Raw genomic sequence first — 24,270 nt, forward strand, 5'->3', positions numbered from 1 at the left:
CAGATGCGGATGTAACCATCATGCAGATGTAAAAAAGCCAGCTGATTCAGCTGGCTTTTTTTATACCTGACAGCGCGTCAGGCTGGTGTCGATGGGCGCCGGTTTCGGCGCCTTTAGGTTTTCTGTCGGTTATTTCTTCTGCAAAAAATCACCCAGTTGCAGGTTGCCTTTTTCATCTCGGCTGAAGACTGCTGGCACCGCGACGGATTGGTAATTCGCCGTCGTGAGTTCCTTACCCTGACTGTTGACCGCCCGATTATTCCTGATGAAGTAGTTGCTGGCGTCCACTCGGCCTACCACGGCATCGTCATACTTGCCGGGTTGGGTACGCAGCGAAACGTTGTTTTTGAAAATCCCTTGTTTTTCCGGGCCATAGTAAGGGCTTGGGCGGAAGATAAAGTTGAAGCGAACGTTATCCAGCGCGATGTTATTGGAGACTTGCAGCGCGCCGGGGTTGAAGTTGTCGCTGAACCCGTCCATGTGGTTACCGATGGCAATGCTATTTTTCACCTGATGCGCTACGGGTTGGCCTTCTCCGCCCAGTTTAAAGCCGTTGCTGGTGTTGTTGAGTGAAATGGAATTCTCGATCATCACAGCCCCATTCGGGCCATCCTCAATTTTGTTGAACAGGTCGAAGCCGTCGTCAACATTGTCATGGGAGAATGCGCCGCGAATGACGTTACCCTCGCCAACACGCATTTTTACTGCAAAACCATCGGCATCTTTTTTGCTTGGGTCCTGATTGCTGTGTGATTCTGAATTGAGAATCAGGTTATGGCTGGCCCACAACGGGCGACCTACGTTATCGTTGGACGACACCTGAATACCGGTATTGTCGCAGTGGTGCGCCAGGACGCGTTCAATCTGGTTGTGGCTACCTTCAATACGGAAGCTTTTTTCCGTGACTTCAATCCCTTTGACTTTCCAATAGCTGGCGTTGAGCTGGAGGCCGTGGAATACCGCTTTTTTGCCGACAGGCATCAACGTTTTCATGCCTTTGGCGTTGCCGCTGGCGCTGACGGGAATAACGGTGGCGCTGTAGTCGCCATCCATCAGCCACAGTGTGCCGCCACCCGGCAACGCATTGATGGCGGTTTTAATATCCAGCGGTGCATTTTTGCTACCATCGTTACCCGCTTTGCCTTCCGGGGATACATACAAATTTCTGGCGTCGGCCAGCGTAATTTTTTCTACGCTGAAAGAGGTTTCTTTTGCCGTTTTGTCTTCACCCTCGCCAGGGATATAGACCAGTTTGAAATCTGATTTTTGTTGCGTCAGTTTCGCGGTAAGCGAAAAATAATCGCCGGCGCGAATCTGTTGCGGTTTACCCAGCGATTTACCGTTTTGAAATACTTCTATCGTTCCGTTGTAATTCACTCGTGCCTGTACCGGATAGGTGTCGCTGGTGGAAAGTGAAGACGATGCGACTTGCAGCAGTGGCGCAGTGGTTTCTGCTTTGAACGGCGCGGAAGGTTTGGTATTCGCCGGGCTGGTGGTCAAACTGGCGTTGCTGATGGTTATTTTCGCATTACGTGACGCGAAGAACCCCACATAATAGTGATCCTTGTCCTGATGGGTCACTAAATCCGCCCCTTTGACGGTTTTGCTGACCCATTGGTCACTGCCCTTGGGGGCGTAAGCGGTGATGAAACCGTCATTGGTACGCTCCAGTTTCAGGCGGAACGTTGGCGTCTGTTCCAGATTAATTTTTTCCTGATAGCTGGTGCGGGTAATTTCTGCGTTGGTATTGCCCCAGGGCTGCGTCACGCCATCGCGGCTGATGAGCTGCATCTTCACTTCGGTTTTCGATTTTTTATCCTGCGTCATGATGGCGTTCATCACCATATTCGACGCCGCCGGAAACTCCTCGTACCCTTCTTTCAACGGTTCCTGACGGGGGACACCGAGAATATCGCGTACCAGCAGGCCAGCACCTTCCTGGGCGTTGGGTTTGGCATCGCTTTCCGGTCCGAATTGCTCGACCGTCACATCAGATTGCAGCGTGAAATTTACATTGGCAGGCAGTTGAGTGTAGAAGAAGGTCAATCCGTCATGGGTGTTGGCGATTTTCCCTCCCCGGCTTTCGATGGTAATCGGTGCGGACAGATCGGCTTTATCGTTGACCGTCAGTTTCTTACCGTTGATGGTCACGTCGTTGACGCCCACCTTTTCCGGTAATACGTTGGTGGCGAAATTCACATCCGTAGACTGGCCGAACGCGATGCCACGCCAGACTGGCGCCACATCCTGAGTAGCGGCAAAAGCGGTGTTGGAGCCCAGAAGCAAAAGCGAATTAAGGGCGACAGAGAGCAGCCCCGAAGCAGCGTATTTCATGTTTTCCCCATCATTATTTGTTTTTGAACGACGTATTATGTCAAAAAATGAAACACTGTTTCTTTTGTTCGCTTCACAATCTGAGCGGTGAAATTCATCTAATGAAACAATTAGTTTCATTTTGTTATGCCCGTCTTGATGGGAACGGATAGGGCGCCTTGGTCTGCTCCGGCGAGTGTTGGCGTTGGCAACGATATCCTTCCGGGTTAGCTAGACTTTGATTAATGCTTTTTTCAGACAGGAATAGATTCTGAGACGTATTTTTCGCTGAAAAATATGTAGTAATCCGGTGCGATAACGGGTTTACTTTCGTTCGTCCATCTTCAGTGGAACGCCATTCAGTTTTTAGTCAGGATGCCTATGTCAAACAGTGCAATGAGTGTGGTTATCCTTGCCGCCGGTAAGGGAACCCGCATGTATTCCGATCTTCCCAAAGTTCTTCACCCTCTGGCGGGTAAACCGATAGTTAAGCATGTGATCGATGCGGCGATGGCGGTTGGCGCACGTCGTATTCATCTGGTTTACGGACACGGTGCAAACTTGATTCGGGAAACGCTGACGGAAACGTCGTTGAATTGGGTATTGCAGGCCGAGCAGTTGGGAACCGGCCATGCGGTGCAGCAAGCGGCCGATGGTTTTGACGATAACGAAGACATCCTGATTTTGTACGGCGATGTGCCGCTGATTTCCCCTGCAACGTTGCAGCGCCTGGTGGCAGCCAAACCGCAAGGCGGGATTGGCCTGCTGACCGTCAATCTGGCTGACCCTACCGGTTACGGCCGTATTGTGCGGGACAACGGCGAAGTGGTGGGAATTGTGGAGCATAAAGACGCCACCGAACAGCAGCGTGCGATCACCGAAATCAACACCGGCATTCTGGTGGCGGGCGGTCGCGATTTGAAGCGTTGGTTAAGCCAGCTCAATAATCACAATGTGCAGGGCGAATATTATCTTACCGATATCATCGCTATGGCATCGCAGGAAGGCCAGCGCGTGGTGGCGGTGCAGCCGTCGCGTCTGAGTGAGGTGGAAGGTATCAATAACCGTCTGCAACTGGCGACGCTGGAGCGTACTTACCAGCGCGAGCAGGCGGAGCAGTTATTGCTGGCGGGTGTCATGCTGCTGGACCCGGCGCGTTTTGACCTGCGTGGCGAACTGGTGCATGGCCGTGATGTGACAATCGATGCCAACGTCATTCTGGAAGGCCGGGTGACGTTGGGCAATCGGGTGAAAATCGGTGCGGGCTGCGTGATCAAAAACAGTGAGATCGGCGACGATTGCGAGCTTAGCCCCTACACCGTGGTGGAAAACGCAGTACTGGAAGCGCGTTGTACCGTTGGCCCGTTTGCTCGCCTGCGCCCCGGCGCGGTGCTGGAAGAAGAGGCGCATGTCGGCAATTTTGTTGAATTGAAAAAGGCGCGTCTCGGCAAAGGATCGAAAGCCGGTCATCTGACTTACCTCGGTGATGCGGAAATCGGCTCTGATGTGAACATCGGCGCAGGTGTGATTACCTGTAACTACGACGGCGCCAATAAACACCAGACGATAATTGGCGACGATGTGTTTGTCGGTTCGGATAGCCAGTTGATTGCACCGGTTAAGGTGGCCAACGGCGCCACTATTGGGGCAGGCACCACGGTCACCCGTGATGTGGGTGAAAACGAACTGGTTATCAGCCGCGTAAAACAAACCCATATCACCGGTTGGAAACGCCCGGTGAAGAAAAAATAGTAGTAGAAAGATAGTGTTATCCCCCGGATGCGGCGTTCTACTTTATCTTTATTGCGTGTTTAGCTTTAGCTCGTGGAACGCCGCTGAACCTTAGGGGGAATGCGTCTTAATTTAAGACGGTTTCGGCCTGTGTTCTCATGATGAATACAGGCCAAAACATAATAATCCCCCATTCTCTACAAGGCTCGGGGAACCCGGAAAAAACCGGAACAATCAGGTCTAAAGACATCGTGGTGACACAATATGTCACTTTTACAGGAATACAACCGATGTGTGGAATTGTAGGCGCTGTTGCGCAACGAGATATTGCTGAAATCCTGCTGGAGGGGCTGCGCCGCCTCGAGTACCGTGGTTATGACTCTGCCGGTCTGGCGGTGGTGAATGGCGAAGGGCAGGTATCCCGCCTGCGTCGTCTGGGCAAAGTGCAGGTGCTGGCGCAGTCGGCGGAAGAACAGCCGCTGGTGGGCGGAACCGGTATCGCTCACACCCGTTGGGCGACCCACGGCGAACCGTCTGAGCAGAATGCCCACCCGCATGTGTCGGATCACATTATTGTGGTGCATAACGGCATCATTGAGAACCATGAGCCGCTGCGCGAGCTGCTGGTGTCGCGTGGTTATCGTTTTGTTTCCGAAACCGATACCGAAGTGGTGGCGCATCTGGTGCATTGGGAACAACAGCAGCATGGCGGTTCGCTGCTGGACATCGTGCAGCGCGTTATCCCGCAGTTGCGTGGGGCGTACGGCATGGTGCTGCTGGATAGCCACGACCCCAGCGTACTGGTTGCCGCACGTTCCGGTAGCCCGCTGGTGATTGGCCGCGGCGTAGGTGAAAATTTCATTGCCTCTGACCAACTGGCGCTGCTGCCGGTAACCCGTCGTTTCATTTTTCTGGAAGAAGGCGATATCGCCGAAGTCACCCGTCGTACGGTGCGCATCGTAAATCGTCAGGGACAGGACGTTAATCGCGACGAGATTGAATCGAAAGTACAGTACGATGCCGGCGATAAAGGCGCGTACCGTCACTACATGCAGAAAGAGATCTTTGAGCAGCCGATGGCGATTAAAAACACCCTGGAAGGGCGTTTCAGCCACGGCGAGATCAACTTGTCCGAACTGGGTCCGCAAGCTGATGCATTGCTAGCACAGGTGCAGCATATCCAGATTATTGCCTGTGGTACGTCTTATAACTCCGGCATGGTATCGCGTTACTGGTTCGAGTCGCTGGCGGGGATTCCATGCGACGTGGAAATCGCCTCGGAATTCCGTTACCGCAAACCGGCGGTGCGCGCTAACAGCCTGATGATTACCCTGTCTCAGTCCGGTGAAACCGCTGATACGCTGGCGGCATTGCGTTTGTCGAAAGAACTGGGATATCTGGGGTCACTGGCGATTTGCAACGTCGCGGGTTCATCACTGGTGCGCGAATCGGATCTGGCGATGATGACCCGCGCCGGCACCGAAATCGGCGTGGCTTCCACCAAGGCGTTCACCACGCAATTGACGGTGTTGCTGATGTTGGTGGCGCGTATCGGTCGTCTGCGCGGTATGGATGCCCGTATCGAGCACGATATCGTACATGCTTTGCAGGCATTGCCGGCGCGTATCGAACAGATGCTGTCGCAAGACAAACTGATCGAATCACTGGCGGAAGGGTTCTCCGATAAGCACCACGCGTTGTTCCTGGGCCGTGGCGACCAGTATCCGATAGCAATGGAAGGGGCGCTGAAGCTTAAGGAAATCTCTTACATCCACGCGGAAGCTTATGCCGCGGGTGAATTGAAACACGGGCCGCTGGCGTTGATCGACGCCGATATGCCGGTGGTGGTGGTCGCGCCCAACAACGACCTGCTGGAAAAACTGAAATCCAACATCGAAGAAGTGCGTGCCCGCGGTGGTGAACTTTACGTATTTGCCGACGAACAGGCCGGTTTCACTTCCGACAGCGACATGATGAAGATCATCCAGTTGCCGCACGTGGAAGAGGTAATTGCGCCGATCTTCTATACCGTACCGCTGCAACTGTTGTCGTACCATGTTGCTCTAATCAAAGGCACTGATGTAGACCAGCCGCGTAACCTGGCGAAGTCGGTAACGGTGGAGTAATCAGGATTTACGTATTAAACAACGGAACAGAAGCTTTTTGCCGTTAGTTCGAAAGGAAATACAACAAAAGCCCTGAGACTTACCTCAGGGCTTTTTTATCACATAACATGTATTAGCACGACCTCACTCGATACCTTCAATTAGCACTTATCTAATCAGAAAAATCTGTCTTAGTTGTTATTTCCACACCACCCGATTGCGGCCGGCGTTTTTCGCTTCGTACAGCGCGTCGTCGGCCCGCTTCATGTCGCTTTCGAAATTATCCTTTAGACTCTGAATATTGCGGTGTTTGATAAAGGTAGCGCCGATACTGACGGTAAAATGGAAGGAATAGCCATCAACGGTGAATAGGGTATTTTCCACCTCGGTACGGATACCGTTCATGATGGCATCCACATTATCGAGATTGGCGTTGTGCACAATCAGGCCGAACTCTTCGCCACCCAACCTGGCAACGAAGTCATCGGTGCGTAATTTGCTGGTAATGATCTCCGCCAAACGGCAAATCGCCACGTCTCCGACATGATGGCCGTACTGGTCATTCACCTTCTTGAAAAAGTCGATATCGATAATCGCCAGCGCGGTGTTTTTCTCATGATTTCGGTAGCATTTTTCCGTTTCCAGAATGTAGGCGCGCCGATTATGGATACCGGTCAGGACATCTGTATTGGCCATTTCCAGCAGTTTGGCTTCCAGTTCTTCTCTGGCGCGTTGGGTTTCCAGCGCGTAGAACAATGAACCCAGCGTGTCGACGAACGGGTTAAGAAAGCGCAATTGCTGTTCATTGTAACCGTCGAAACGGTTACCTAACCCGATCATTCCCACCACTTCATTACGAAAATAGATGGGCAACCCCATGAATTGACGCAGAATTGGATGACCCGGCGGCACACCGCGCGAGGCAGAGTGCGCACGTGGTGTATTGGTGATCACCGGTTTGCCGGTGGTTACCACATGCCCGAACAGGTTATCCAGGCTGGTGAACTGCAGTTTATTTTGCAGGAAGGTATCGTAAGAGTTTTTACTGTTGCCGTTCCAACTGACATTAGAAATGGCGACGATATGCAGCACTTTCTTACCGTCGTGTTCCCTGACCTGGCCGATGAAACCGAACTCCGATTCAGAGATGGAAAGCAGGTCGTCAAAGATGGACATACAGGCTTCCTGAATATCCGTTTTTTCCAGAAAGATCTTTTGCGCCCGATTAATCAGTTCCAGCAGGCGTTTATCCGCCTCTTCCTGCAGTTCCTTGTGCTTTTTTTCCGTGATATCGCGGTGAGTGCCGGCAACCCGGATGGGTTTACCTTTTTCATTGTATTCAACCACCTTGCCGTAGGTTTCAATCCATACCCAGTGGCCTTTATTGTGGCGCATCCGGTATTGCTCGTTGATAAGCGTAGCCTGGCCGGTGATGCAGGCTTCCGCCGCCAGCACCATTTTTTCCCGATCCAGCGGGTGCATCATCTGTTGCCAGTGATCCATTGAGGAATCGAACTGATCCTGCGTGAGCCCCATCATTTCGCACCACTGTTTATTTACGCGAATGTTGTGTCGCCCCAGATCCCAGTCCCAGGTGCCAAGGCTGGAGGATTCCAGCACCAGCCGCATCTGATTATTGGTATCCACCAGTAATTTTTGCAGGTATTTCTGGTGGGAGTTATCAATTAGCAGCGCCTGTACGTGGCTGAGTTTGCCGCTGTGATGATAATTGGCGATGGAAAGCTGGCGAATCCACAGGGTTTTTCCTTTGGGCGACAGAAAGCGATATTCGCACTCCAGATTCGCCACGCCTTTTTTGTGGTTATCCAGCGTAAACAACAGATTTTCGTAGTCGTCCGGGTGGACATAGCTTTCCATTACCGTGCTGCTATGCTTGATCTCTGCTTCGCTAATACCCAGCACATGTTGCGCGTTGGGGGAGATGTAGGAAATCTGCAGCATATTTTCTTGCTGCCAGTTGATAAGCACTACGGAAGAGTTGTTTAGCAGCCGGATTTCTTGCTCCCGGTGCAGCCGATCGTTGTGCAATCGGAACAGGGATTCCGTGGTGCTGGCGACAAAAGCGGCGGTTTCGCGTACCGTCTCATCCAGTGTCCGTGGTTGATAATCGATAGCCGCCAGCGTGCCGACCACGACCTTATCGAGCACCAGAGGAATGCCAAAGTAGCTGCGGATATGCGGGGCGCCGGTCACCAGCGGGTGTTCGCAAAACTGGCTATTGGTCAGGGTGTCAGGAATAAACAGGGTGGTGGCGGTGGTAATCACTGTGTTGCAAAACGCCAGTTCCCGGTCCGTGCATTCGATATTGATGCCTTCGCTGAAAATCAACCATTGCTTGTCGTGATCGATAATCGAGATAAATGACGAGGGAAAATTCAGTATCCGTGCAAATAATCTGACCTGGTTTTGAAAGGATTGCTGTAAGTATAAGTCGAGCAAATGATATTCATTAATCTTTGCGACGCGCTGCTCGTCGGCGTTATATTTTTTCATTGTCACTGTTCCTGTAAAAATAAATAAAATCAGTGCCTTATTTTCTGGTGGTAAAACAGAAAAACGCGACTATTAGGCTCGGTTATAAATTTGGTTATAGATTCAGTTATAAATAAAGTGGAAACACCCTGTAGGGGCGTTGGGTCCTGACGTAGGACGCTGTTTTTTCAGCGACATATTTGAGTATAGAACAGGTTTTTTCATCACTATTGGGTTCTGGGCGGGGAAGAAACAAAAATAAAAAAATGACATAAACCAGCGATACTGATGGTGTAGAAGTGAGGTCTGTTCTGCGTAAATTTGCCGGTCGGTTGCCTGTTTTATGGCATCGAATGTCTTTTATTTTCTGCGGTCAACGTGGTCGGGAAAATGAATTAAGTTATTGATTTAAATGTTTCTAATGAAATCACCAAGATATATTTTCCCTGAACGAGCAAGGCTTTTTTACGCTATACCAGCCGGCCTCTGATCAGATTCGGCTAATGACGAACAGCCGAATCTGACTCACCTGTCACATAACTGTCATATTACGTACATTTTACTGTCACCGAATTGACCTATTTTCTCCACCAGCAAACTACACTCTGATTAAACAATAGCTCCGGGTCTACACGTCTACGGATCCCACAGGAGGGATTATGAAACTCATGCGTACCACTGTTGCCAGTATCGTTGCTGCAAGTTTTTCTCTGACGGCGGTTTCTGCTTTCGCCGCGGCAAATCTCACTGGTGCAGGTGCGACGTTCCCCGCTCCGGTTTATGCAAAGTGGGCTGATTCTTACGAAAAAGAAACCGGCAACAAAGTTAACTATCAGGGCATCGGTTCGTCGGGCGGCGTGAAACAGATCACCGCCAAAACCGTGGATTTCGGCGCCTCTGACGCACCGCTGGCGGATGACAAACTGGCTCAGGACGGCCTGTTCCAGTTCCCGACCGTGATCGGCGGCATCGTGCTGGCGGTTAATGTGCCGGGCGTGAAAACCGGTGAGCTGACGCTGGACGGCAAAACGCTGGGTGACATCTACCTGGGCAAGATTAAGAAATGGAACGACGACGCTATCGCCAAACTGAACCCGGGCGTGAAACTGCCGGATCAAGACATTGCCGTGGTACGTCGTGCCGACGGTTCCGGTACGTCTTATGTGTTCACCAGCTATCTGGCGAAAGTGAACAGCGAGTGGAAAGAGAAGATTGGCGCCGGCAACACCGTAAACTGGCCGACCGGTCTGGGCGGTAAAGGCAACGACGGTATCGCGGCATTTGTTCAGCGTCTGCCGGGGTCTATCGGCTATGTCGAGTATGCGTATGCCAAGCAGAATAACCTGGTGTACACCAAACTGATTTCTGCCGACGGCAAAGCCGTTAGCCCGACGGAAGGCGCATTCAGCAACGCAGCCAAAGGCGTTGACTGGAGCAAGTCCTTCGCACAGGACCTGACCAACCAGAAAGGCGCGGATGTATGGCCGATCACCTCTACTACCTTCATCCTGATTCACAAAGAGCAGAGCAAGCCTGAGCAGGGTACGGAAGTGCTGAAGTTCTTCGACTGGGCGTACAACAAAGGCGGCGATCAGGCGAAAGCGCTGGATTACGCCACCCTGCCGAAAGAAGTGGTTGCGCAGGTACGTGCGGCATGGAAAACCCAAATCAAAGACAGCAGTGGTAAGGTGCTGTATTGATTGCGGTTAGCAACATCAGTTAGGTGAGTCACACGGGGTGGATAAACCGGAAACGGGGTATCCGCCTCTGACCTTCATGGGGTTCATCCCCATTATCTGAAAGACGCAGTTACTGAAAGAAGAGAGACGTATGGCTGAGCAAAAGCCAACTATTACACCTCCGGGAAAAACTATTACACCCCCGGGAAAACAGGGCGACATTCTCTTCGGGGCGCTGGTCAGGCTGGCGGCCCTGTTAACGTTGCTGCTGCTGGGCGGAATTATCGTTTCCCTGATTTTTGCCTCCTGGCCAAGCATCAAAACATTCGGCTTTTCCTTTCTGTGGACCAAAGAGTGGGATGCGCCCGCCGGGCAATTCGGCGCGCTGGTACCGATTTACGGCACTATCGTGACCTCGTTGATCGCACTGATCATCGCCATTCCCATCAGCTTCGGTATCGCGTTGTTCCTGACGGAACTGGCGCCGGGCTGGCTGAAACGTCCGCTGGGGGTGGCGATTGAACTGTTGGCCGCGATCCCAAGTATCGTTTACGGCATGTGGGGGTTGTTTGTGTTCGCCCCGCTGTTCGCCAAATATTTCCAACAGCCGGTAGGCAACGTGCTTTCCAGTATTCCGCTGGTCGGCACCCTGTTCTCCGGGCCGGCGTTCGGTATCGGCATTCTGGCCGCCGGGGTGATTCTGGCTATCATGATAATCCCCTACATTGCAGCAGTGATGCGCGATGTGTTCGAACAAACGCCGGTGATGATGAAAGAATCCGCTTACGGCATCGGCTGCACCACCTGGGAGGTTATCTGGCACATCGTGCTGCCGTTCACCAAAAACGGCGTGATTGGCGGCGTTATGCTGGGGCTCGGCCGCGCGCTGGGTGAAACCATGGCGGTAACGTTCATCATCGGTAATACCTACCAGCTCGACAGCGTCTCGCTCTATATGCCGGGCAACAGTATTACTTCTGCGTTGGCCAACGAATTCGCCGAAGCAGACACCGGGCTGCATACCGCCGCATTGATGGAACTGGGCCTGATCCTGTTTGTGATTACTTTTATCGTGCTGGCCTGTTCGAAGCTGATGATCATGCGTCTGGCGAAAAACGAAGGAGCGCGCTGATGGCAAGCATTGGTATTGAAAACCGTTCTGACTCGATGGAAACCCGTCGCAAGATGCAAGCCTGGCGCCGTCAGAAAAACCGCATCGCGCTGTTTCTGTCGATGCTGACGATGGCGTTCGGCCTGTTCTGGCTGGTGTGGATTTTGATGTCCACCGTGACCAAGGGCATCGATGGGATGTCGCTGTCGCTGTTTACCGAAATGACGCCGCCGCCCAATACGGCGGGCGGCGGTCTGGCGAATGCGATTGTCGGCAGCGGCCTGCTGATTCTGTGGGCGACGCTGTTCGGCACGCCGCTGGGGATTCTGGCCGGCGTCTATCTGGCGGAATACGGTCGCAAGTCACTGATTGCCGAAGTGATCCGCTTTATTAACGACATTCTGTTGTCGGCGCCGTCGATTGTCGTCGGGCTGTTCGTCTACACGCTGGTGGTGGCCAAAATGGAGCACTTCTCCGGCTGGGCGGGGGTGATTGCGCTGGCGTTGTTGCAGGTGCCCATCGTGATTCGCACCACCGAGAACATGCTGAAACTGGTGCCGGACAGCCTGCGTGAAGCGGCTTACGCGCTGGGTACGCCGAAATGGAAAATGATCTCGGCGATTACCCTGAAAGCGTCGGTATCCGGCATCATCACCGGGGTGTTGCTGGCGGTGGCGCGTATCGCCGGCGAAACGGCACCGTTGCTGTTTACCTCGCTGTCGAACCAGTTCTGGAGCACGGATCTGATGCATCCGATCGCCAACCTGCCGGTCACCATTTTCAAGTTCGCCATGAGTCCGTTCAAGGAGTGGCAGGGGCTGGCGTGGGCCGGAGTATTGCTGATCACCCTGTGTGTGCTGCTGCTGAATATTGTGGCGCGTGTGCTATTCGCCCGAAAAACACATTAACAGCTTGTCAAAAAGACAGATTAGCCAGCAACGTTAAAAAAATTACCAGCAACATTAATGAATACCCGAGCGTCGCGCAGGCGGCGTTCGCCAGAAGAGAGAAGTCTTGATGAGTATGGTCACAGAGACATCCGCCAGCAAAATCCAGGTGCGCAATCTGAACTTCTATTACGGAAAATTTCATGCGCTGAAAAACATCACGCTGGATATCGCTAAAAATCAGGTGACGGCGTTTATCGGGCCGTCGGGGTGTGGCAAATCCACCTTGCTGCGTACCCTGAATAAAATGTATCAGCTCTATCCGGAGCAGCGCGCCGAAGGCGATATCCTGCTGGATGGCAACAACATCCTGACCGATAACCAGGATATCGCGTTGTTGCGCGCCAAAGTGGGTATGGTGTTCCAGAAGCCGACGCCGTTTCCGATGTCGATTTACGACAATATCGCCTTTGGGGTGAAGCTGTTCGAGAAGCTGTCGCGTGCGGAGATGGACGAGCGCGTCCAGTGGGCGCTGACCAAAGCGGCGCTGTGGCAGGAAACCAAGGATAAGTTGCACCAGAGCGGTTACAGCTTGTCCGGCGGTCAACAGCAACGTTTGTGTATTGCCCGCGGCATCGCCATTCGTCCGGATGTGCTGCTGCTGGATGAACCCTGCTCGGCGCTGGACCCGATTTCCACCGGCCGCATTGAAGAGCTGATTTCTGAACTAAAGAAAGACTATACCGTGGTGATCGTGACGCATAACATGCAACAGGCGGCGCGTTGTTCCGACCATACGGCGTTTATGTATCTGGGCGAGCTGATTGAGTTCAGCGATACCGATACCCTGTTTACCGCGCCACGGCAGAAACAGACCGAAGATTACATCACCGGTCGTTACGGTTGATTACGGGAGTATCATGGACAATCTCAATCTAAACAAACATATTTCCGGTCAGTTTAATGCCGAGCTGGAAAGCATCCGCACCCAGGTGCTGACTATGGGCGGGCTGGTGGAACAGCAACTGACCGACGCCATCACCGCCATGCATAACCAGGATGCGGAACTGGCGCAGCGCGTGATCGAAGGCGACGCCAAAGTTAACATGATGGAAGTGAGTATTGACGAGGCGTGCGTGCGTATCATCGCCAAACGCCAGCCTACCGCCAGCGATTTGCGTCTGGTGATGGCGATCATCAAGACCATTTCCGAGCTGGAACGCATCGGCGATGTGGCGGACAAAATCTGCCGCACCGCGCTGGAGAAATTCTCCCATCAGCATCAGCCGTTGTTGGTGAGCCTGGAATCGTTGGGCAACCACACCGTACAGATGCTGCATGATGTGCTGGACGCGTTCGCCCGTATGGATCTGGATGAAGCCAAGCGCATCTACATGGAAGACAAAAAGGTGGATAAGGAGTACGAAGGCATTGTGCGTCAGTTAATGACTCACATGATGGAAGACTCCCGCACCATTCCCAGCGTGCTGACGGCGTTGTTCTGCGCGCGCTCGATTGAGCGTATCGGCGACCGTTGCCAGAACATCTGCGAGTTCATTTTCTACTTCGTCAAAGGCCAGGATTTCCGTCATCTGGGCGGCGACGCGTTGGAAAAAATGCTGGCGCAGAAAGATACGCCTAAAGAATAAGTCCGGCTTATTTATTACCGCTTTCCGACGATGTTCTCAACGCCCCGTTTTCGGGGCGTTGTCATTGGTCACGCCGCACCACCATTGCGTCACCCGTTGTTGCCACTGATTGGATATAACATAAGTTCATATTATGGGTGTTTATGTTATTTCCGACGTGTGGGAGCCGCTGTTAGCCTGCATTTATTGGGTTAATCCTCATTTGTGAAATGAAAAATTTTTATGAACAGCGGCTTACAGGCGGATAATAAGATGAAAAAATCTCTTTTGGCATTCTCCCTTCTGGCAGGATTGGTTTCTCTCGCTGGTAATGCACAGGCCGACAAGCTGGATGACATTCAAAAAGCCGGAGTGGTGAAAGTGGCGGTGTTCGACAGCAATCCGCCGTTTGGTTATGTCGATCCGCAAAGCAAAAAACTGGTGGGCTACGATGTCGACGTGGCGCAAGCCATCGGCAAGGCGCTGGGCGTCAACGTCGAATTGCGTGCGACTAACCCGGCTAACCGTATCCCGTTGCTGACCTCGAAAAAAGTCGATCTGATTGCCGCCAACTTCACCATTACCGACGAGCGCGCCAAACAGGTCAATTTCAGTGTGCCTTACTTCGCTACCGGCCAGAAATTTATCGCCCGCAAAGGCGTGCTGAAAACGCCGGACGATATCAAAAACCTGCGCATTGGCGCCGACAAAGGCACCGTGCAGGAGATTACCCTGCGTGAACATTACCCGACCGCGAAAGTGATTTCCTACGACGATACCCCGCTGGCGTTTGCGGCGCTGCGTAACGGCAATGTGCAGGCCATCACGCAGGATGACGCCAAACTGGTCGGGTTGCTGGGCAACTTGCCGGCGGCGCAGAAAGCCGATTTTGAAATTTCTCCGTTCAGCATTACCAAAGAGTATCAGGGCATCGGTATTCCGAAGGGCGAAGATCGCCTGACGCAGAAAGTGAACGACATCCTGCTGAATCTGGAAAAACAGGGCGATGCCGTGAAGATTTATAACCGTTGGTTCGGGCCGCAAACGCCGTCTGCCCAGCCGCGTGGTGACTTCAACATCGCGCCGCTGGACCAGCAACCCAAGGCTTGAGTGCTCTGGTTCTCCGATAGTTGTTACCGTAGTTTCTTAGAGCCTATCCCATTAGGGCTATTTTACTCTGGGATAGGCTCTTACTTGATGGTTGTGATTTGCCCCCGGACCGATTCCGGGGGCCTTCTTGTTTATGATGACTGATGAATCTATCCGACATTGGCTGACCGATTGGCTGCTGGCGCCGCAGTATCTGCAATGGTTGTGGCAAGGCTTTCAGGTCACGCTGGGCCTTGCCGCCGTTACCGTGGTGCTGGCGACGCTATTGGGGCTCATACTGGCGGCCGGGCGCGACAGCCGTACATGGTTGCTACGCTGGCTGGTGATCGCCTATTGCTCCTTGTTTCGTAATACCCCGCTGCTGGTGCAATTGTTCTTCTGGTACTTCGGCGTAGCGCAGTTGCTGCCCGTCGGGTTAATGCAGTGGCTTAACAGCCCGCATATCATCCCGCTGGTTGGGCTGAACATACCGTCGTTTGAGTTTCTGGCCGGATTATTTGGCCTGACGCTCTATTCCGCGGCGTTTATCGCAGAAGAGATCCGCGCCGGCATCGCCGGCGTGGCGCGTGGTCAGCAGTATGCCGCTTGTGCATTGGGGCTGACTCACTGGCAGGCGATGCGTTATGTGGTGTTGCCGCAGGCGCTGCGCATCGCGCTGCCGCCGCTGCTGGGTCAGTACATGAACATAATAAAAAACTCATCGCTGGCGATGGCCATCGGCGTGGCGGAGCTGTCTTACGCTTCCCGGCAGGTGGAAACCGAAACGCTACGTACCTTTCAGGCATTCGGGGTGGCGACGGTGCTTTATATCGCGGTGGTAGCCCTGCTGGAAGGATGGGGACAATGGCGTCAGCATCGGCAACCGGCCAGGGAGCACTGAGATGGACTTTTCTATTATCCGCGATAATTTGGGTTACCTGATGTGGGGCACCTTTCCGGATGGACCATTGGGGGGGGCGGCGCTGACGCTGGTGCTTAGCCTGATGGCCGGGCTGACTTCGGCGGTACTCGGTACGTTGCTGGGAGTGGCGCTGGCGATGCTGTGCGGCTGGGCGGGCGGGCTGCTGGCCTTGGTGCTCGGGTTTTTCCGGGCGATTCCGGTGATCATGTTGATTTTCTGGACTTACTTCCTGCTGCCGATGGTTTTTGGCGTCGATATTCCCGAAATCACCACCGTGGTATGCGCGTTGGCGCTGATCGCATCCGCTTATCTGGCGCACGGCGTGAAGGCGGGCATTGTGGCGATAGGCCGCGGCCAGTGGCAGGCCGGGATGTCGCTGGGATTGGGACGCTGGCAGACGCTGTGGTACATCGTACTGCCGCAAGCGTTGCGCATGATGGTGCCGTCGTTCATCAACCAGTGGATCTCCCTGATTAAAGATACGTCGCTGGCTTACATTGTCGGCGTGGGTGAACTGACGTTTCTGGCGACCCAGGTTAACAACCGCAGTATGGTTTATCCGACGGAAGTATTTTTGTTCATCGCGCTGGTCTATTTTATCTTTTGTCTGTCGCTGGACCTGCTGGCGCAGGGCGTCAGCCGGCGTTTTCGCACCGGGCCGCAACCGACCCGGCATAGGCTATTCGGTCGGCGTCAGGCGGTACGCGTGCCGGAGTCGCCGTTACGAGAGTCCGCCTGAATTCTCAGTCGGCGGTGGTCAGTGCCCAACCACGGGCCTGCCATAGCGCCGGCAACTGCGCCATGTCGTGAAACATCGTCACTAATGGGTGATGGATTGGGGCGTTATGCTCGTCGGCGCAGTAATAGAACACCGGTATGCCGGCGGCAATACCGGCCTGCGTGCCGGAGACGGAATCTTCCACCAGAATACAGTTTTCCACCGCTACCCCCATCTGCTGTGCAGCGTGATGAATCAACGCCGGGTCTGGCTTCCATTTGCCGATGTCGTAGCCGCTGTACAGATGGTCGCCAAAGAACGACAGCAGGCCGGTCAACCCCAGCGAATGCTGCATTTTGCTGACCGGGCCGTTGGATACCACCGCTGCTGGCGCTTGCAACGTCGCCAATACTTCTTTCACGCCGGGAATCGGTTGTAGCGAGAGTTCGAAAAGCCGCGCCACCTCCTGACGGAAATGACGCTCCATGTCCTCCACTGAAACCGTCAGGCCGAAACGCTCACTGATGCTGTCGATAATGTCGTAGAGCTTCATACCCTTAAAGGTTTTGATCACTTCATCCAGCGGTAAGTGGACGCCGTGGGGGACAAAGATATTGACATAGGCCTGGCAACAGATGACTTCACTGTCGACCAGCGTGCCGTCGCAGTCAAAAAATACGCATTCAATTCGGGACATGGGCGTTCCTTATGGGAGGACGAAAATCCCCACTTTACCCGACTGACGAGATAATGCGACGTTTGCAGAAATAAGGCGCTTGTCTGCCGTTATCTCTGCATCAGACAAACGTTTTCCCGTCGTGAAGTGAGACGAAACCGCTGCGAACAGGCGAGAGATATAGAAAATTGTTATCGCTGGGAAAAAAAAGCCTGTTGGCGCGTTAACTGCTCAGCATTTTGGTATAGGATACCGGGCGATTATCTTTCCTTTCTTCTCTTTGGGTCATTTATCATGGATAAATCTCAGTCTGGTTCCTCTGTTGAGCAGGGGCTGCTGGGTCGTGTGTTTAAACTCAAGCAGCACGGCACTACCGCTCGTACCGAGACTATCGCCGGGTTCACCACCTTCCTGACGATGGTGTATATCGTTTTCGTCAACCCGCAGATTCTGGGCGCAGCCGGGATGGACACCAAAGCGGTGTTCGTCACCACCTGTCTGATCGCCGCTTTTGGTAGTATTTTTATGGGCCTGTTGGCCAACCTGCCGGTGGCGCTGGCACCGGCGATGGGCCTGAATGCCTTTTTCGCTTTTGTGGTGGTCGGTACTATGGGCCTGCCGTGGCAGGTGGCGATGGGCGCTATTTTCTGGGGTTCGGTCGGTTTCTTGTTGTTGACGATATTCCAGGTTCGCTACTGGATGATCGCCAATATTCCGCTCAGCTTGCGCTTGGGTATTGCCAGCGGTATCGGTCTGTTTATCGCAATGATCGGGCTGAAAAATGCCGGGATTATCGTGCCGAACCCGGAAACGCTGGTCTCGGTTGGTAAACTGACCTCACATAGCGTGCTGCTGGGCGCATTGGGCTTTTTCATTATCGTGGTGCTGGCCTCCCGCAATATTCATGCGGCGGTGCTGATCTCCATCGCGGTTACCACCTTGCTGGGCGCGCTGCTGGGGGATGTAAAATTCACCGGCGTATTTTCCATGCCGCCGAGCGTCAGTAATGTGGTAGGGCAGGTCGATCTGGCCGGGTCGCTGAATCTGGGCCTGTCCGGGGTGATTTTCTCCTTCATGCTGGTGAACCTGTTTGACTCTTCCGGCACCCTGATTGGCGTGACCGACAAAGCCGGCCTGGTGGACGCTCGTGGTAAATTCCCGCAGATGAAACAAGCGCTGTATGTGGATAGCATCAGTTCGGTGCTGGGGTCGTTCATTGGTACGTCGTCCGTGACGGCGTATATCGAGAGCTCCTCCGGCGTGTCCATCGGTGGTCGTACCGGCCTGACGGCGGTGGTGGTGGGGATTCTGTTCCTGCTGGTGATGTTCCTGTCGCCGCTGGCAGGGATGGTGCCGGCCTATGCCGCGGCCGGCGCGCTGATTTACGTCGGTGTGTTGATGACATCCAGCCTGGCGCGTGTGAAATGGGATGATCTGACCGAGTCCGTACCGGCGTTTGTGACCGCTGTGATGATGCCGTTCACTTTCTCAATCACGGAGGGTATTGCGCTGGGTTTCATTTCCTACGCGGTGATGAAGGCGGCGACCGGTCGCTGGCGCGACATCAGCCCTTGCGTCATCGTCGTAGCGGTGCTGTTCCTGCTGAAAATTATTTTTATCGACGCCCATTAATCACTGGCGAGCCGGGGTGCCCCGGCTCGCAGTTTGCTGCCGTTTTCCCGCTTGTTACATCACATATTGCGGCGCTGCATTTTCCGTCGCGTGGCTGCTCAGCTTGATATAACGTCGTGACTGGCGTTGTTGCTGGATGATTTCACCGGATTTCCGCATACCGTAGGCCGAGGTGTAATTCCACATTACCAGCCGATCAAGGCGCGGCGTATGGGCGCAAGCCCAGGCCAGATAATCATCGATATCGCTTATCACCTCTACGTCAGGAATATGTCGCGACCGCAATCGGCCTGACGCCGGGTGCAGTTTTAACGATTCCGGACCACCGGCATTGAAACCGGGGATTTTCAGTACCGACTGGCGGATGGTACACAACTGGGTGGCGGCTTCCAGCGGGTCGAGCTGGGCGTCAATCCAGGCTTTTTCCGCATGGGTTTGCGTTTGCAGATGCGACGGCGTTTCGCGATTCCAGACGCGGACGATTTCCACGTCCATCCCCACTTTGCCCTCTTCGCTAAGCAGGATTGCGATGGTATTTCCTGCGTAGCCAAGGCTGAAGTCGGGAAGATGCGGGTCAACAAAACAAGGTCTGCCGTTCGGCGAGACCATCAGTGGTGGAAGTACCGGATAACCGAAGAAATAAAACATCATTTCTGCCAACAGCGCCCGGCTTTTCAGATAACGCTCGCGGCGCTTTACTGAAAAGCAGTGCGTGGATGAAATCAGGTCATCCGATAACCGTTGCAGATCGGGTAACGCTTCCGTGCTTGCCCACCTGACGAAATGACAGGTCATATTCACTCCATGATGCCAACGAAAAAAACCTGATAGTTTTTAGTGGAATAACTGCTCTGTGAAGTTTATTTCCGACGCAAGTGGTCAGATAAATATCCGCACCAAAGAGAAACTGGCGGATAAATCGGCGATAATTATCCTTGTTTGAGCAGAATACGTCAAAAAGCACTTTTTATTAAAACTGATTTTATTTTGTTTGAAATAAAATCGGGCTGATATCACATCATGTCATAACAACCAGGTGCAATGACGCCGTCTGTGCGGCGTGCCCGTGAAGGCATCCTTGGCATCACGGGCAAAAGGCATCAGCGCAAACGGATATCCGCATGGTTCCATGCGGAGCATTGCTGTTTTTCATGAACCCGCTCGGCCAGCGCCTGCGGTGTAACCAGCGTCAGCGCCGATGTTGGGCACACGCGTACACAAGACGGGCTATCGGCAACGCCGATGCAAAGGTCGCATTTATGGACTTCACTGCCTGATGGCGATGGGGCAGATGTCTCATCGTCTAATGTATGCGTCACCACATTGATGGCGCCGAACGGACAGGCGATTACGCAACTTTTACAGCCAATGCATCGCGATTGAATCACCTGAATACTGTCTTGATGTCGCACCAGTGCATCGTGCGGACAGACGCTGGCACAGGGTGCGTTTTCACACTGATGGCACAGCACTGGCATACTCACGTTAGCATTTTTTATTACTTTAAGGCGCGGAAAAAAGTGCGATTTATGCAATTTTTGTTGGTTCCCGCCCGCATGTGCGACGGCGCAAGCGATTTCACAGGTACGGCAGCCAATGCACTTGGCGGCATCTGCAATCACAAACTGATTCATGGCCGATTCTCCTGTTGAGTCTCTACCCTGACCGGCAGCGACATGTCCTGGCTCTCCAGTCCCATTACCCGCAGCATACCTTGTGCAGCTTTACGGCCATCGGCGATGGCGGTGACCACCAGATCGGCGCCGCGCACCGCATCGCCGCCGGCGAACACCTGAGGGTGGCTGGTCTGGCAGGGATGGCGATGACCGAATGACGCCGTCGTGATGTGGCCCCAGCGATCCAGCGCGATATGGGCGTCCTGCAACCACGGCATACTGTGCGTCTGGAAACCAAACGCCGTGATCACCGCGTCTGCCGGCTGCACGAATTCAGATCCGGGCACCGGTTTGGGCCGGCGGCGGCCGCTGGCGTCCGGCTCGCCCATTTCGGTGCGAATCAGGCTGATGCCGCACACTTGCCCGTTATCATCCAGACAAATCTTGAGTGGCTGAACATTGAAAAGAAATTCCACGCCTTCTTCCCGGGAATTTTTGACTTCCTTACGCGAGCCCGGCATGTTGGCCTCATCACGGCGATAAGCGCAGGTGACGGATTCCGCGCCCTGCCGGATTGATGTGCGCAGGCAATCCATCGCGGTATCGCCGCCGCCCAGCACCAGCACCCGCTTGCCTTGCATCGAGACGTAAGGTTCATTGGGTAATGTCGGCAAATCCATGACCTGTTTGGTGTTGGCGATCAGGAACGGCAGCGCGTCGTATACGCCGGGCGCGTCTTCATTTTCCAGCCCGGCCTTCATGGAACGGTAAGTACCGACGCCAATAAACAGCGTGTCGAACTCCGCCAGCAGCTGCGCCATACTTATGTCGGTTCCCACTTCGGTATTCAGGCGAAACTCGATCCCCATCGCGCTGAATATTTCCCGGCGGCGGATCATGACGGATTTATCCAGCTTGAACGCGGGAATGCCGAATGTCAGTAATCCGCCGATTTCGGGATGCCGGTCAAAGACCACCGCCTGTACGCCATGCCGCGCCAGTACATCGGCGCAGGCCAGACCGGCGGGACCGGCGCCGATGATGGCCGCCCGTTTGCCGGTCGGCTTCACCTGGCTCAAGTCCGGCTGCCAGCCCATGCTCATCGCCGTATCGGTGATGTAACGTTCAATGTTGCCCACGGTCACGGCGCCGTAACCTTTACCCAGCGTACAGGCGCCTTCGCATAACCGGTCTTGCGGGCAGACCCGACCGCAGATTTCCGGCAGGCTACTGGTGCGATGCGATAATTCAACCGCATCGAGGATGCGTCCTTCCTGCACCAGTTGCAGCAGTGCGGGAATATTGTTGTGCAACGGACACGTCCATTCACAGACCGCGTGCTGGCCGCAGTGCAGGCAACGGCTGGCCTGATCATGAGAGTGTTCGGCGCTGAAACCGTGATAGATCTCGTTAAACGTAGTCACCCGGTCTTCCAGCGGTTTTTTCACCGCATCCCGGCGCGGCCAGTCTTTCCGTTTGTCCAGCGGGCGGCATGTCGTACCGGCAAACGTGGGAATCGCGCGCGGTAAACCGATTATGCCGGTTTGCGCCATACGCCGCTGTTTTTCTTGCCGCTGTTCTTCTAGTGAATGCTCACTGACAAGCTGAAGCGCCTGTGTTGGGCAGGCCTCCACACAAGCCTGTCCTTCGGGGCGGCCGATACAGAGGTCGCATTTGTGGGCGGTGGCGCCCTGGGCCTGGTTTTCGACGGTGATGGCGCCAAACGGGCAGGCCAGTACACAGGTTTTGCAGCCGATGCACTTTTCGGCGACCAGTTGAATGCCGTCTTGTTTTCTGACCAGCGCTTGTGTGGGGCACACTTTCGCACAGGGAGAATCTTCACAATGACGGCAGGTCACCGCCGTATGCTGTTCTCCCTGATGAAACACCCTTATTCGGGGGTGAAAATCGTCCCTATTTTCCGGATAGCGCCCGTGATTATGTGAAATCACACAGGCAATCTCGCAGGCATTACAGCCGATACAATCCTTCGCATTTGCGATAACAAACTGATTCATATCCTCTCCCGACATGTACAGCATGGGTGTGCGTATGATCCGCTGGTCATTTTCAGGCGAGCCCTTATCGAACTGAGTAAGTGTGTGCTTACTCAGTCAATTTGGGATGTCTGTTGTGATTACAGGCTGCGTCGCGCCGGAGTTGCCTGCCGAAGCAGACGAAAGATGACGAAACCAGCCTGAGCGGGTCACTAAGAAAGTGATTCTGGAAGGGGCCTGGTACCTGTCTCGTCAGGAGAAAAAATAACGATCCCCTCAGTTACTGAAGTTCATCCTAACGGCTCGAGTCGGCATGAATCTTGATATAGAACAGATAAAGTGGGGTAAAAATAACCAAAAATTTTCATGCAGTTATCAAAAAAGACAAAAATATCGCCCGAAGGGCAATAAATAGCAGAAGGTTTATTACCTGAAATATCCTCATGAGCATATTTATATTTTTAAATGATATTTGAATTAGTTTTTTGCGTGAAATATATGGTTACTTATCTTTACGTTAAGCATAATGGATTTTGCCGTTGGCTGGATGCTGGCGCTATCAGGCATCGGTCTCTTCATGAGGCTCACCAAACGGTATTAACAATAAATTAATAAGGGATTGGTCTATGAATAAAAAGGCTGTTTTTTGTTCTATGGTCATTTCCGCCACGTTGTTGGGCGGATGTGCTACAGAATCCTCACGTACAGTGGAAACGCCTAAAGTCGTCTCCTACAACACGTCTTATCAGGGCGTCCGCAGCCCGATTTCAGTTGGGAAATTTGAAAATCGTACCAACTATATGAATGGCATTTTCTCTGATGGTGTAGACCGTTTGGGGAATCAGGCTAAAACCATTCTTGTCAGCCACTTACAGCAGACGGGACGTTTTAATGTGCTTGATCGTACCAATATGGACGAGCTGAAAACGGAAGCCGGCATTAAAGGTCAGACCCAGACATTAAAAGGCGCCAATTACGTTGTGACCGGCGACGTTACGGAATTCGGCCGTAAAGAAGTGGGTGATCAGCAACTGTGGGGGATTTTGGGAAGAGGTAAATCCCAGATTGCTTATGCCAAGACCACATTGAACATCGTGAACGTTCAGACCTCTGAAGTGGTGTATTCCGTTCAGGGTGCGGGTGAGTATGCTCTGTCCAACCGCGAAATCGTCGGATTTGGCGGTACGGCTAGTTATGACTCAACGCTGAACGGCAAAGTGCTGGATTTAGCGATTCGTGAAGCGGTCAACAATTTGGTTGCAGGTATTGAAAGCGGCGCATGGCGTCCATCGAATTAAAAGAACGGGAAAATAATAATGTTATTCAATAAAAAGACTGTGCTGTTGTTAACGGCGACTTTACTGGCAGGATGTGCTTCCGCACCTAAGACCATCTATAGCTGGGATAATTATCAGACTACAATTTACCAATATTATCAGCAAGATAAGACCAGCCCTGAAGAGCAGATCGCATCGTTGCAGAAATCATTAGACGTTGCTAAATCACAGAATAAGCCCGTGCCGCCAGGATTACATGCTCAACTGGGCCTGTTATATGCCAAAACGGGTCGCGGTGTGGATGCCCGTCAGCAATTCGAGACGGAAAAATCATTATTCCCCGAATCCGCCCCTTTCATGGACTTTCTGTTGAGCAAGAATAAAGGAAAATAATCA

Annotated in this window: 19 protein-coding genes; 13 read left to right on the top strand and 6 right to left on the bottom strand. The window is 53.3% G+C overall.

Annotated features, from left to right (window positions below):
- Window positions 1–129: 129 nt before the first annotated feature.
- The gene (gene pelX, locus FDP13_RS08325; protein ID WP_143839189.1) at window positions 130–2,334 is read right to left on the bottom strand and encodes a pectate disaccharide-lyase PelX; all 2,205 of its coding nucleotides are present in this window, start codon (window positions 2,332–2,334) and stop codon (window positions 130–132) included.
- A 360-nt stretch (window positions 2,335–2,694) separates the two neighbouring features.
- On the opposite strand from pelX, the gene glmU reads away from it, so the two are divergent.
- Together glmU and glmS are read left to right on the top strand one after the other, a co-directional pair.
- Window positions 2,695–4,065 carry a bifunctional UDP-N-acetylglucosamine diphosphorylase/glucosamine-1-phosphate N-acetyltransferase GlmU gene (gene glmU / locus FDP13_RS08330; protein WP_033577622.1) on the top strand — a complete coding sequence of 457 codons (1,371 nt, stop codon included), beginning with the start codon at window positions 2,695–2,697 and terminating at the stop codon, window positions 4,063–4,065.
- A gap of 269 nt (window positions 4,066–4,334) precedes the next feature.
- Window positions 4,335–6,170, top strand: coding sequence for a glutamine--fructose-6-phosphate transaminase (isomerizing) (gene glmS, locus FDP13_RS08335; protein ID WP_015848485.1), 1,836 nt, complete (start codon window positions 4,335–4,337; stop codon window positions 6,168–6,170).
- A 177-nt stretch (window positions 6,171–6,347) separates the two neighbouring features.
- Here glmS and FDP13_RS08340 read toward each other — a convergent pair whose 3' ends face one another.
- On the bottom strand, window positions 6,348–8,663 hold the full coding sequence (locus FDP13_RS08340; protein WP_143839190.1) for a diguanylate cyclase: 2,316 nt from the start codon (window positions 8,661–8,663) through the stop codon (window positions 6,348–6,350).
- A gap of 638 nt (window positions 8,664–9,301) precedes the next feature.
- Between FDP13_RS08340 and pstS the strand changes: the two genes are divergently transcribed.
- From pstS to FDP13_RS08380, 8 genes are all read left to right on the top strand, one after another.
- On the top strand, window positions 9,302–10,342 hold the full coding sequence (gene pstS / locus FDP13_RS08345) for a phosphate ABC transporter substrate-binding protein PstS (RefSeq protein ID WP_143839191.1): 1,041 nt from the start codon (window positions 9,302–9,304) through the stop codon (window positions 10,340–10,342).
- A gap of 130 nt (window positions 10,343–10,472) precedes the next feature.
- Window positions 10,473–11,453: a phosphate ABC transporter permease PstC gene (gene pstC, locus FDP13_RS08350; protein ID WP_015848493.1), complete on the top strand. Its 981-nt coding sequence runs from the start codon at window positions 10,473–10,475 to the stop codon at window positions 11,451–11,453.
- Window positions 11,453–12,340 carry a phosphate ABC transporter permease PstA gene (gene pstA / locus FDP13_RS08355; protein WP_015848494.1) on the top strand — a complete coding sequence of 296 codons (888 nt, stop codon included), beginning with the start codon at window positions 11,453–11,455 and terminating at the stop codon, window positions 12,338–12,340. Before pstC ends, pstA begins: the two co-directional genes overlap by 1 nt.
- Window positions 12,341–12,449: 109 nt before the next feature.
- Complete coding sequence (gene pstB / locus FDP13_RS08360; RefSeq protein WP_013320134.1) at window positions 12,450–13,226, top strand: phosphate ABC transporter ATP-binding protein PstB; 777 nt, start codon at window positions 12,450–12,452, stop codon at window positions 13,224–13,226.
- A gap of 13 nt (window positions 13,227–13,239) precedes the next feature.
- The gene (gene phoU, locus FDP13_RS08365) at window positions 13,240–13,968 is read left to right on the top strand and encodes a phosphate signaling complex protein PhoU (RefSeq protein WP_015848495.1); all 729 of its coding nucleotides are present in this window, start codon (window positions 13,240–13,242) and stop codon (window positions 13,966–13,968) included.
- A gap of 252 nt (window positions 13,969–14,220) precedes the next feature.
- Window positions 14,221–15,057 (top strand): ABC transporter substrate-binding protein, encoded by an 837-nt coding sequence (locus FDP13_RS08370; protein WP_143839192.1) that lies wholly within the window; start codon window positions 14,221–14,223, stop codon window positions 15,055–15,057.
- A 136-nt stretch (window positions 15,058–15,193) separates the two neighbouring features.
- Complete coding sequence (locus FDP13_RS08375; RefSeq protein WP_370512553.1) at window positions 15,194–15,937, top strand: amino acid ABC transporter permease; 744 nt, start codon at window positions 15,194–15,196, stop codon at window positions 15,935–15,937.
- 1 nt (window position 15,938) lies between these two features.
- On the top strand, window positions 15,939–16,697 hold the full coding sequence (locus FDP13_RS08380; protein WP_143839194.1) for an amino acid ABC transporter permease: 759 nt from the start codon (window positions 15,939–15,941) through the stop codon (window positions 16,695–16,697).
- A 4-nt stretch (window positions 16,698–16,701) separates the two neighbouring features.
- On the opposite strand, the gene yieH is transcribed toward FDP13_RS08380, so the two are convergent.
- The gene (yieH, locus tag FDP13_RS08385) at window positions 16,702–17,373 is read right to left on the bottom strand and encodes a 6-phosphogluconate phosphatase (RefSeq protein ID WP_015848499.1); all 672 of its coding nucleotides are present in this window, start codon (window positions 17,371–17,373) and stop codon (window positions 16,702–16,704) included.
- Between the two features lie 273 nt (window positions 17,374–17,646).
- Here yieH and FDP13_RS08390 point away from each other — a divergent pair, with 273 nt between their 5' ends.
- Window positions 17,647–18,984 (top strand): NCS2 family permease, encoded by a 1,338-nt coding sequence (locus FDP13_RS08390; RefSeq protein ID WP_143839195.1) that lies wholly within the window; start codon window positions 17,647–17,649, stop codon window positions 18,982–18,984.
- A 54-nt stretch (window positions 18,985–19,038) separates the two neighbouring features.
- Here FDP13_RS08390 and FDP13_RS08395 read toward each other — a convergent pair whose 3' ends face one another.
- From FDP13_RS08395 to aegA, 3 genes are all read right to left on the bottom strand, one after another.
- Window positions 19,039–19,779 (bottom strand): 4'-phosphopantetheinyl transferase superfamily protein, encoded by a 741-nt coding sequence (locus tag FDP13_RS08395; protein WP_015848501.1) that lies wholly within the window; start codon window positions 19,777–19,779, stop codon window positions 19,039–19,041.
- A 305-nt stretch (window positions 19,780–20,084) separates the two neighbouring features.
- Window positions 20,085–20,618 carry a 4Fe-4S dicluster domain-containing protein gene (locus FDP13_RS08400; protein WP_027713627.1) on the bottom strand — a complete coding sequence of 178 codons (534 nt, stop codon included), beginning with the start codon at window positions 20,616–20,618 and terminating at the stop codon, window positions 20,085–20,087.
- A complete protein-coding gene (gene aegA / locus FDP13_RS08405; RefSeq protein ID WP_033577626.1) occupies window positions 20,615–22,618 on the bottom strand; it encodes a formate-dependent uric acid utilization protein AegA in 2,004 nt (667 codons plus the stop codon). Before aegA ends, FDP13_RS08400 begins: the two co-directional genes overlap by 4 nt.
- A gap of 605 nt (window positions 22,619–23,223) precedes the next feature.
- Between aegA and FDP13_RS08410 the strand changes: the two genes are divergently transcribed.
- Window positions 23,224–23,895, top strand: a complete 672-nt coding sequence (locus FDP13_RS08410; RefSeq protein ID WP_015848504.1) for a CsgG/HfaB family protein — start codon at window positions 23,224–23,226, stop codon at window positions 23,893–23,895.
- Between the two features lie 18 nt (window positions 23,896–23,913).
- Complete coding sequence (locus FDP13_RS08415; RefSeq protein WP_015848505.1) at window positions 23,914–24,267, top strand: DUF4810 domain-containing protein; 354 nt, start codon at window positions 23,914–23,916, stop codon at window positions 24,265–24,267.
- Window positions 24,268–24,270: the final 3 nt, after the last annotated feature.

The sequence above is a fragment of the Dickeya sp. ws52 genome (assembly GCF_007210685.1).
Lineage (GTDB): Bacteria > Pseudomonadota > Gammaproteobacteria > Enterobacterales > Enterobacteriaceae > Dickeya > Dickeya chrysanthemi.

What these genes read in the sequence shown, in the direction of transcription:
- pelX (WP_143839189.1), bottom strand. Translation starts at nt 2,334, where the DNA reads ATGAAATACGCTGCTTCGGGGCTGCTCTCTGTCGCCCTTAATTCGCTT.
- glmU (WP_033577622.1), top strand. Translation starts at nt 2,695, where the DNA reads ATGTCAAACAGTGCAATGAGTGTGGTTATCCTTGCCGCCGGTAAGGGA.
- glmS (WP_015848485.1), top strand. Translation starts at nt 4,335, where the DNA reads ATGTGTGGAATTGTAGGCGCTGTTGCGCAACGAGATATTGCTGAAATC.
- FDP13_RS08340 (WP_143839190.1), bottom strand. Translation starts at nt 8,663, where the DNA reads ATGAAAAAATATAACGCCGACGAGCAGCGCGTCGCAAAGATTAATGAA.
- pstS (WP_143839191.1), top strand. Translation starts at nt 9,302, where the DNA reads ATGAAACTCATGCGTACCACTGTTGCCAGTATCGTTGCTGCAAGTTTT.
- pstC (WP_015848493.1), top strand. Translation starts at nt 10,473, where the DNA reads ATGGCTGAGCAAAAGCCAACTATTACACCTCCGGGAAAAACTATTACA.
- pstA (WP_015848494.1), top strand. Translation starts at nt 11,453, where the DNA reads ATGGCAAGCATTGGTATTGAAAACCGTTCTGACTCGATGGAAACCCGT.
- pstB (WP_013320134.1), top strand. Translation starts at nt 12,450, where the DNA reads ATGAGTATGGTCACAGAGACATCCGCCAGCAAAATCCAGGTGCGCAAT.
- phoU (WP_015848495.1), top strand. Translation starts at nt 13,240, where the DNA reads ATGGACAATCTCAATCTAAACAAACATATTTCCGGTCAGTTTAATGCC.
- FDP13_RS08370 (WP_143839192.1), top strand. Translation starts at nt 14,221, where the DNA reads ATGAAAAAATCTCTTTTGGCATTCTCCCTTCTGGCAGGATTGGTTTCT.
- FDP13_RS08375 (WP_370512553.1), top strand. Translation starts at nt 15,194, where the DNA reads ATGACTGATGAATCTATCCGACATTGGCTGACCGATTGGCTGCTGGCG.
- FDP13_RS08380 (WP_143839194.1), top strand. Translation starts at nt 15,939, where the DNA reads ATGGACTTTTCTATTATCCGCGATAATTTGGGTTACCTGATGTGGGGC.
- yieH (WP_015848499.1), bottom strand. Translation starts at nt 17,373, where the DNA reads ATGTCCCGAATTGAATGCGTATTTTTTGACTGCGACGGCACGCTGGTC.
- FDP13_RS08390 (WP_143839195.1), top strand. Translation starts at nt 17,647, where the DNA reads ATGGATAAATCTCAGTCTGGTTCCTCTGTTGAGCAGGGGCTGCTGGGT.
- FDP13_RS08395 (WP_015848501.1), bottom strand. Translation starts at nt 19,779, where the DNA reads ATGACCTGTCATTTCGTCAGGTGGGCAAGCACGGAAGCGTTACCCGAT.
- FDP13_RS08400 (WP_027713627.1), bottom strand. Translation starts at nt 20,618, where the DNA reads ATGAATCAGTTTGTGATTGCAGATGCCGCCAAGTGCATTGGCTGCCGT.
- aegA (WP_033577626.1), bottom strand. Translation starts at nt 22,618, where the DNA reads ATGAATCAGTTTGTTATCGCAAATGCGAAGGATTGTATCGGCTGTAAT.
- FDP13_RS08410 (WP_015848504.1), top strand. Translation starts at nt 23,224, where the DNA reads ATGAATAAAAAGGCTGTTTTTTGTTCTATGGTCATTTCCGCCACGTTG.
- FDP13_RS08415 (WP_015848505.1), top strand. Translation starts at nt 23,914, where the DNA reads ATGTTATTCAATAAAAAGACTGTGCTGTTGTTAACGGCGACTTTACTG.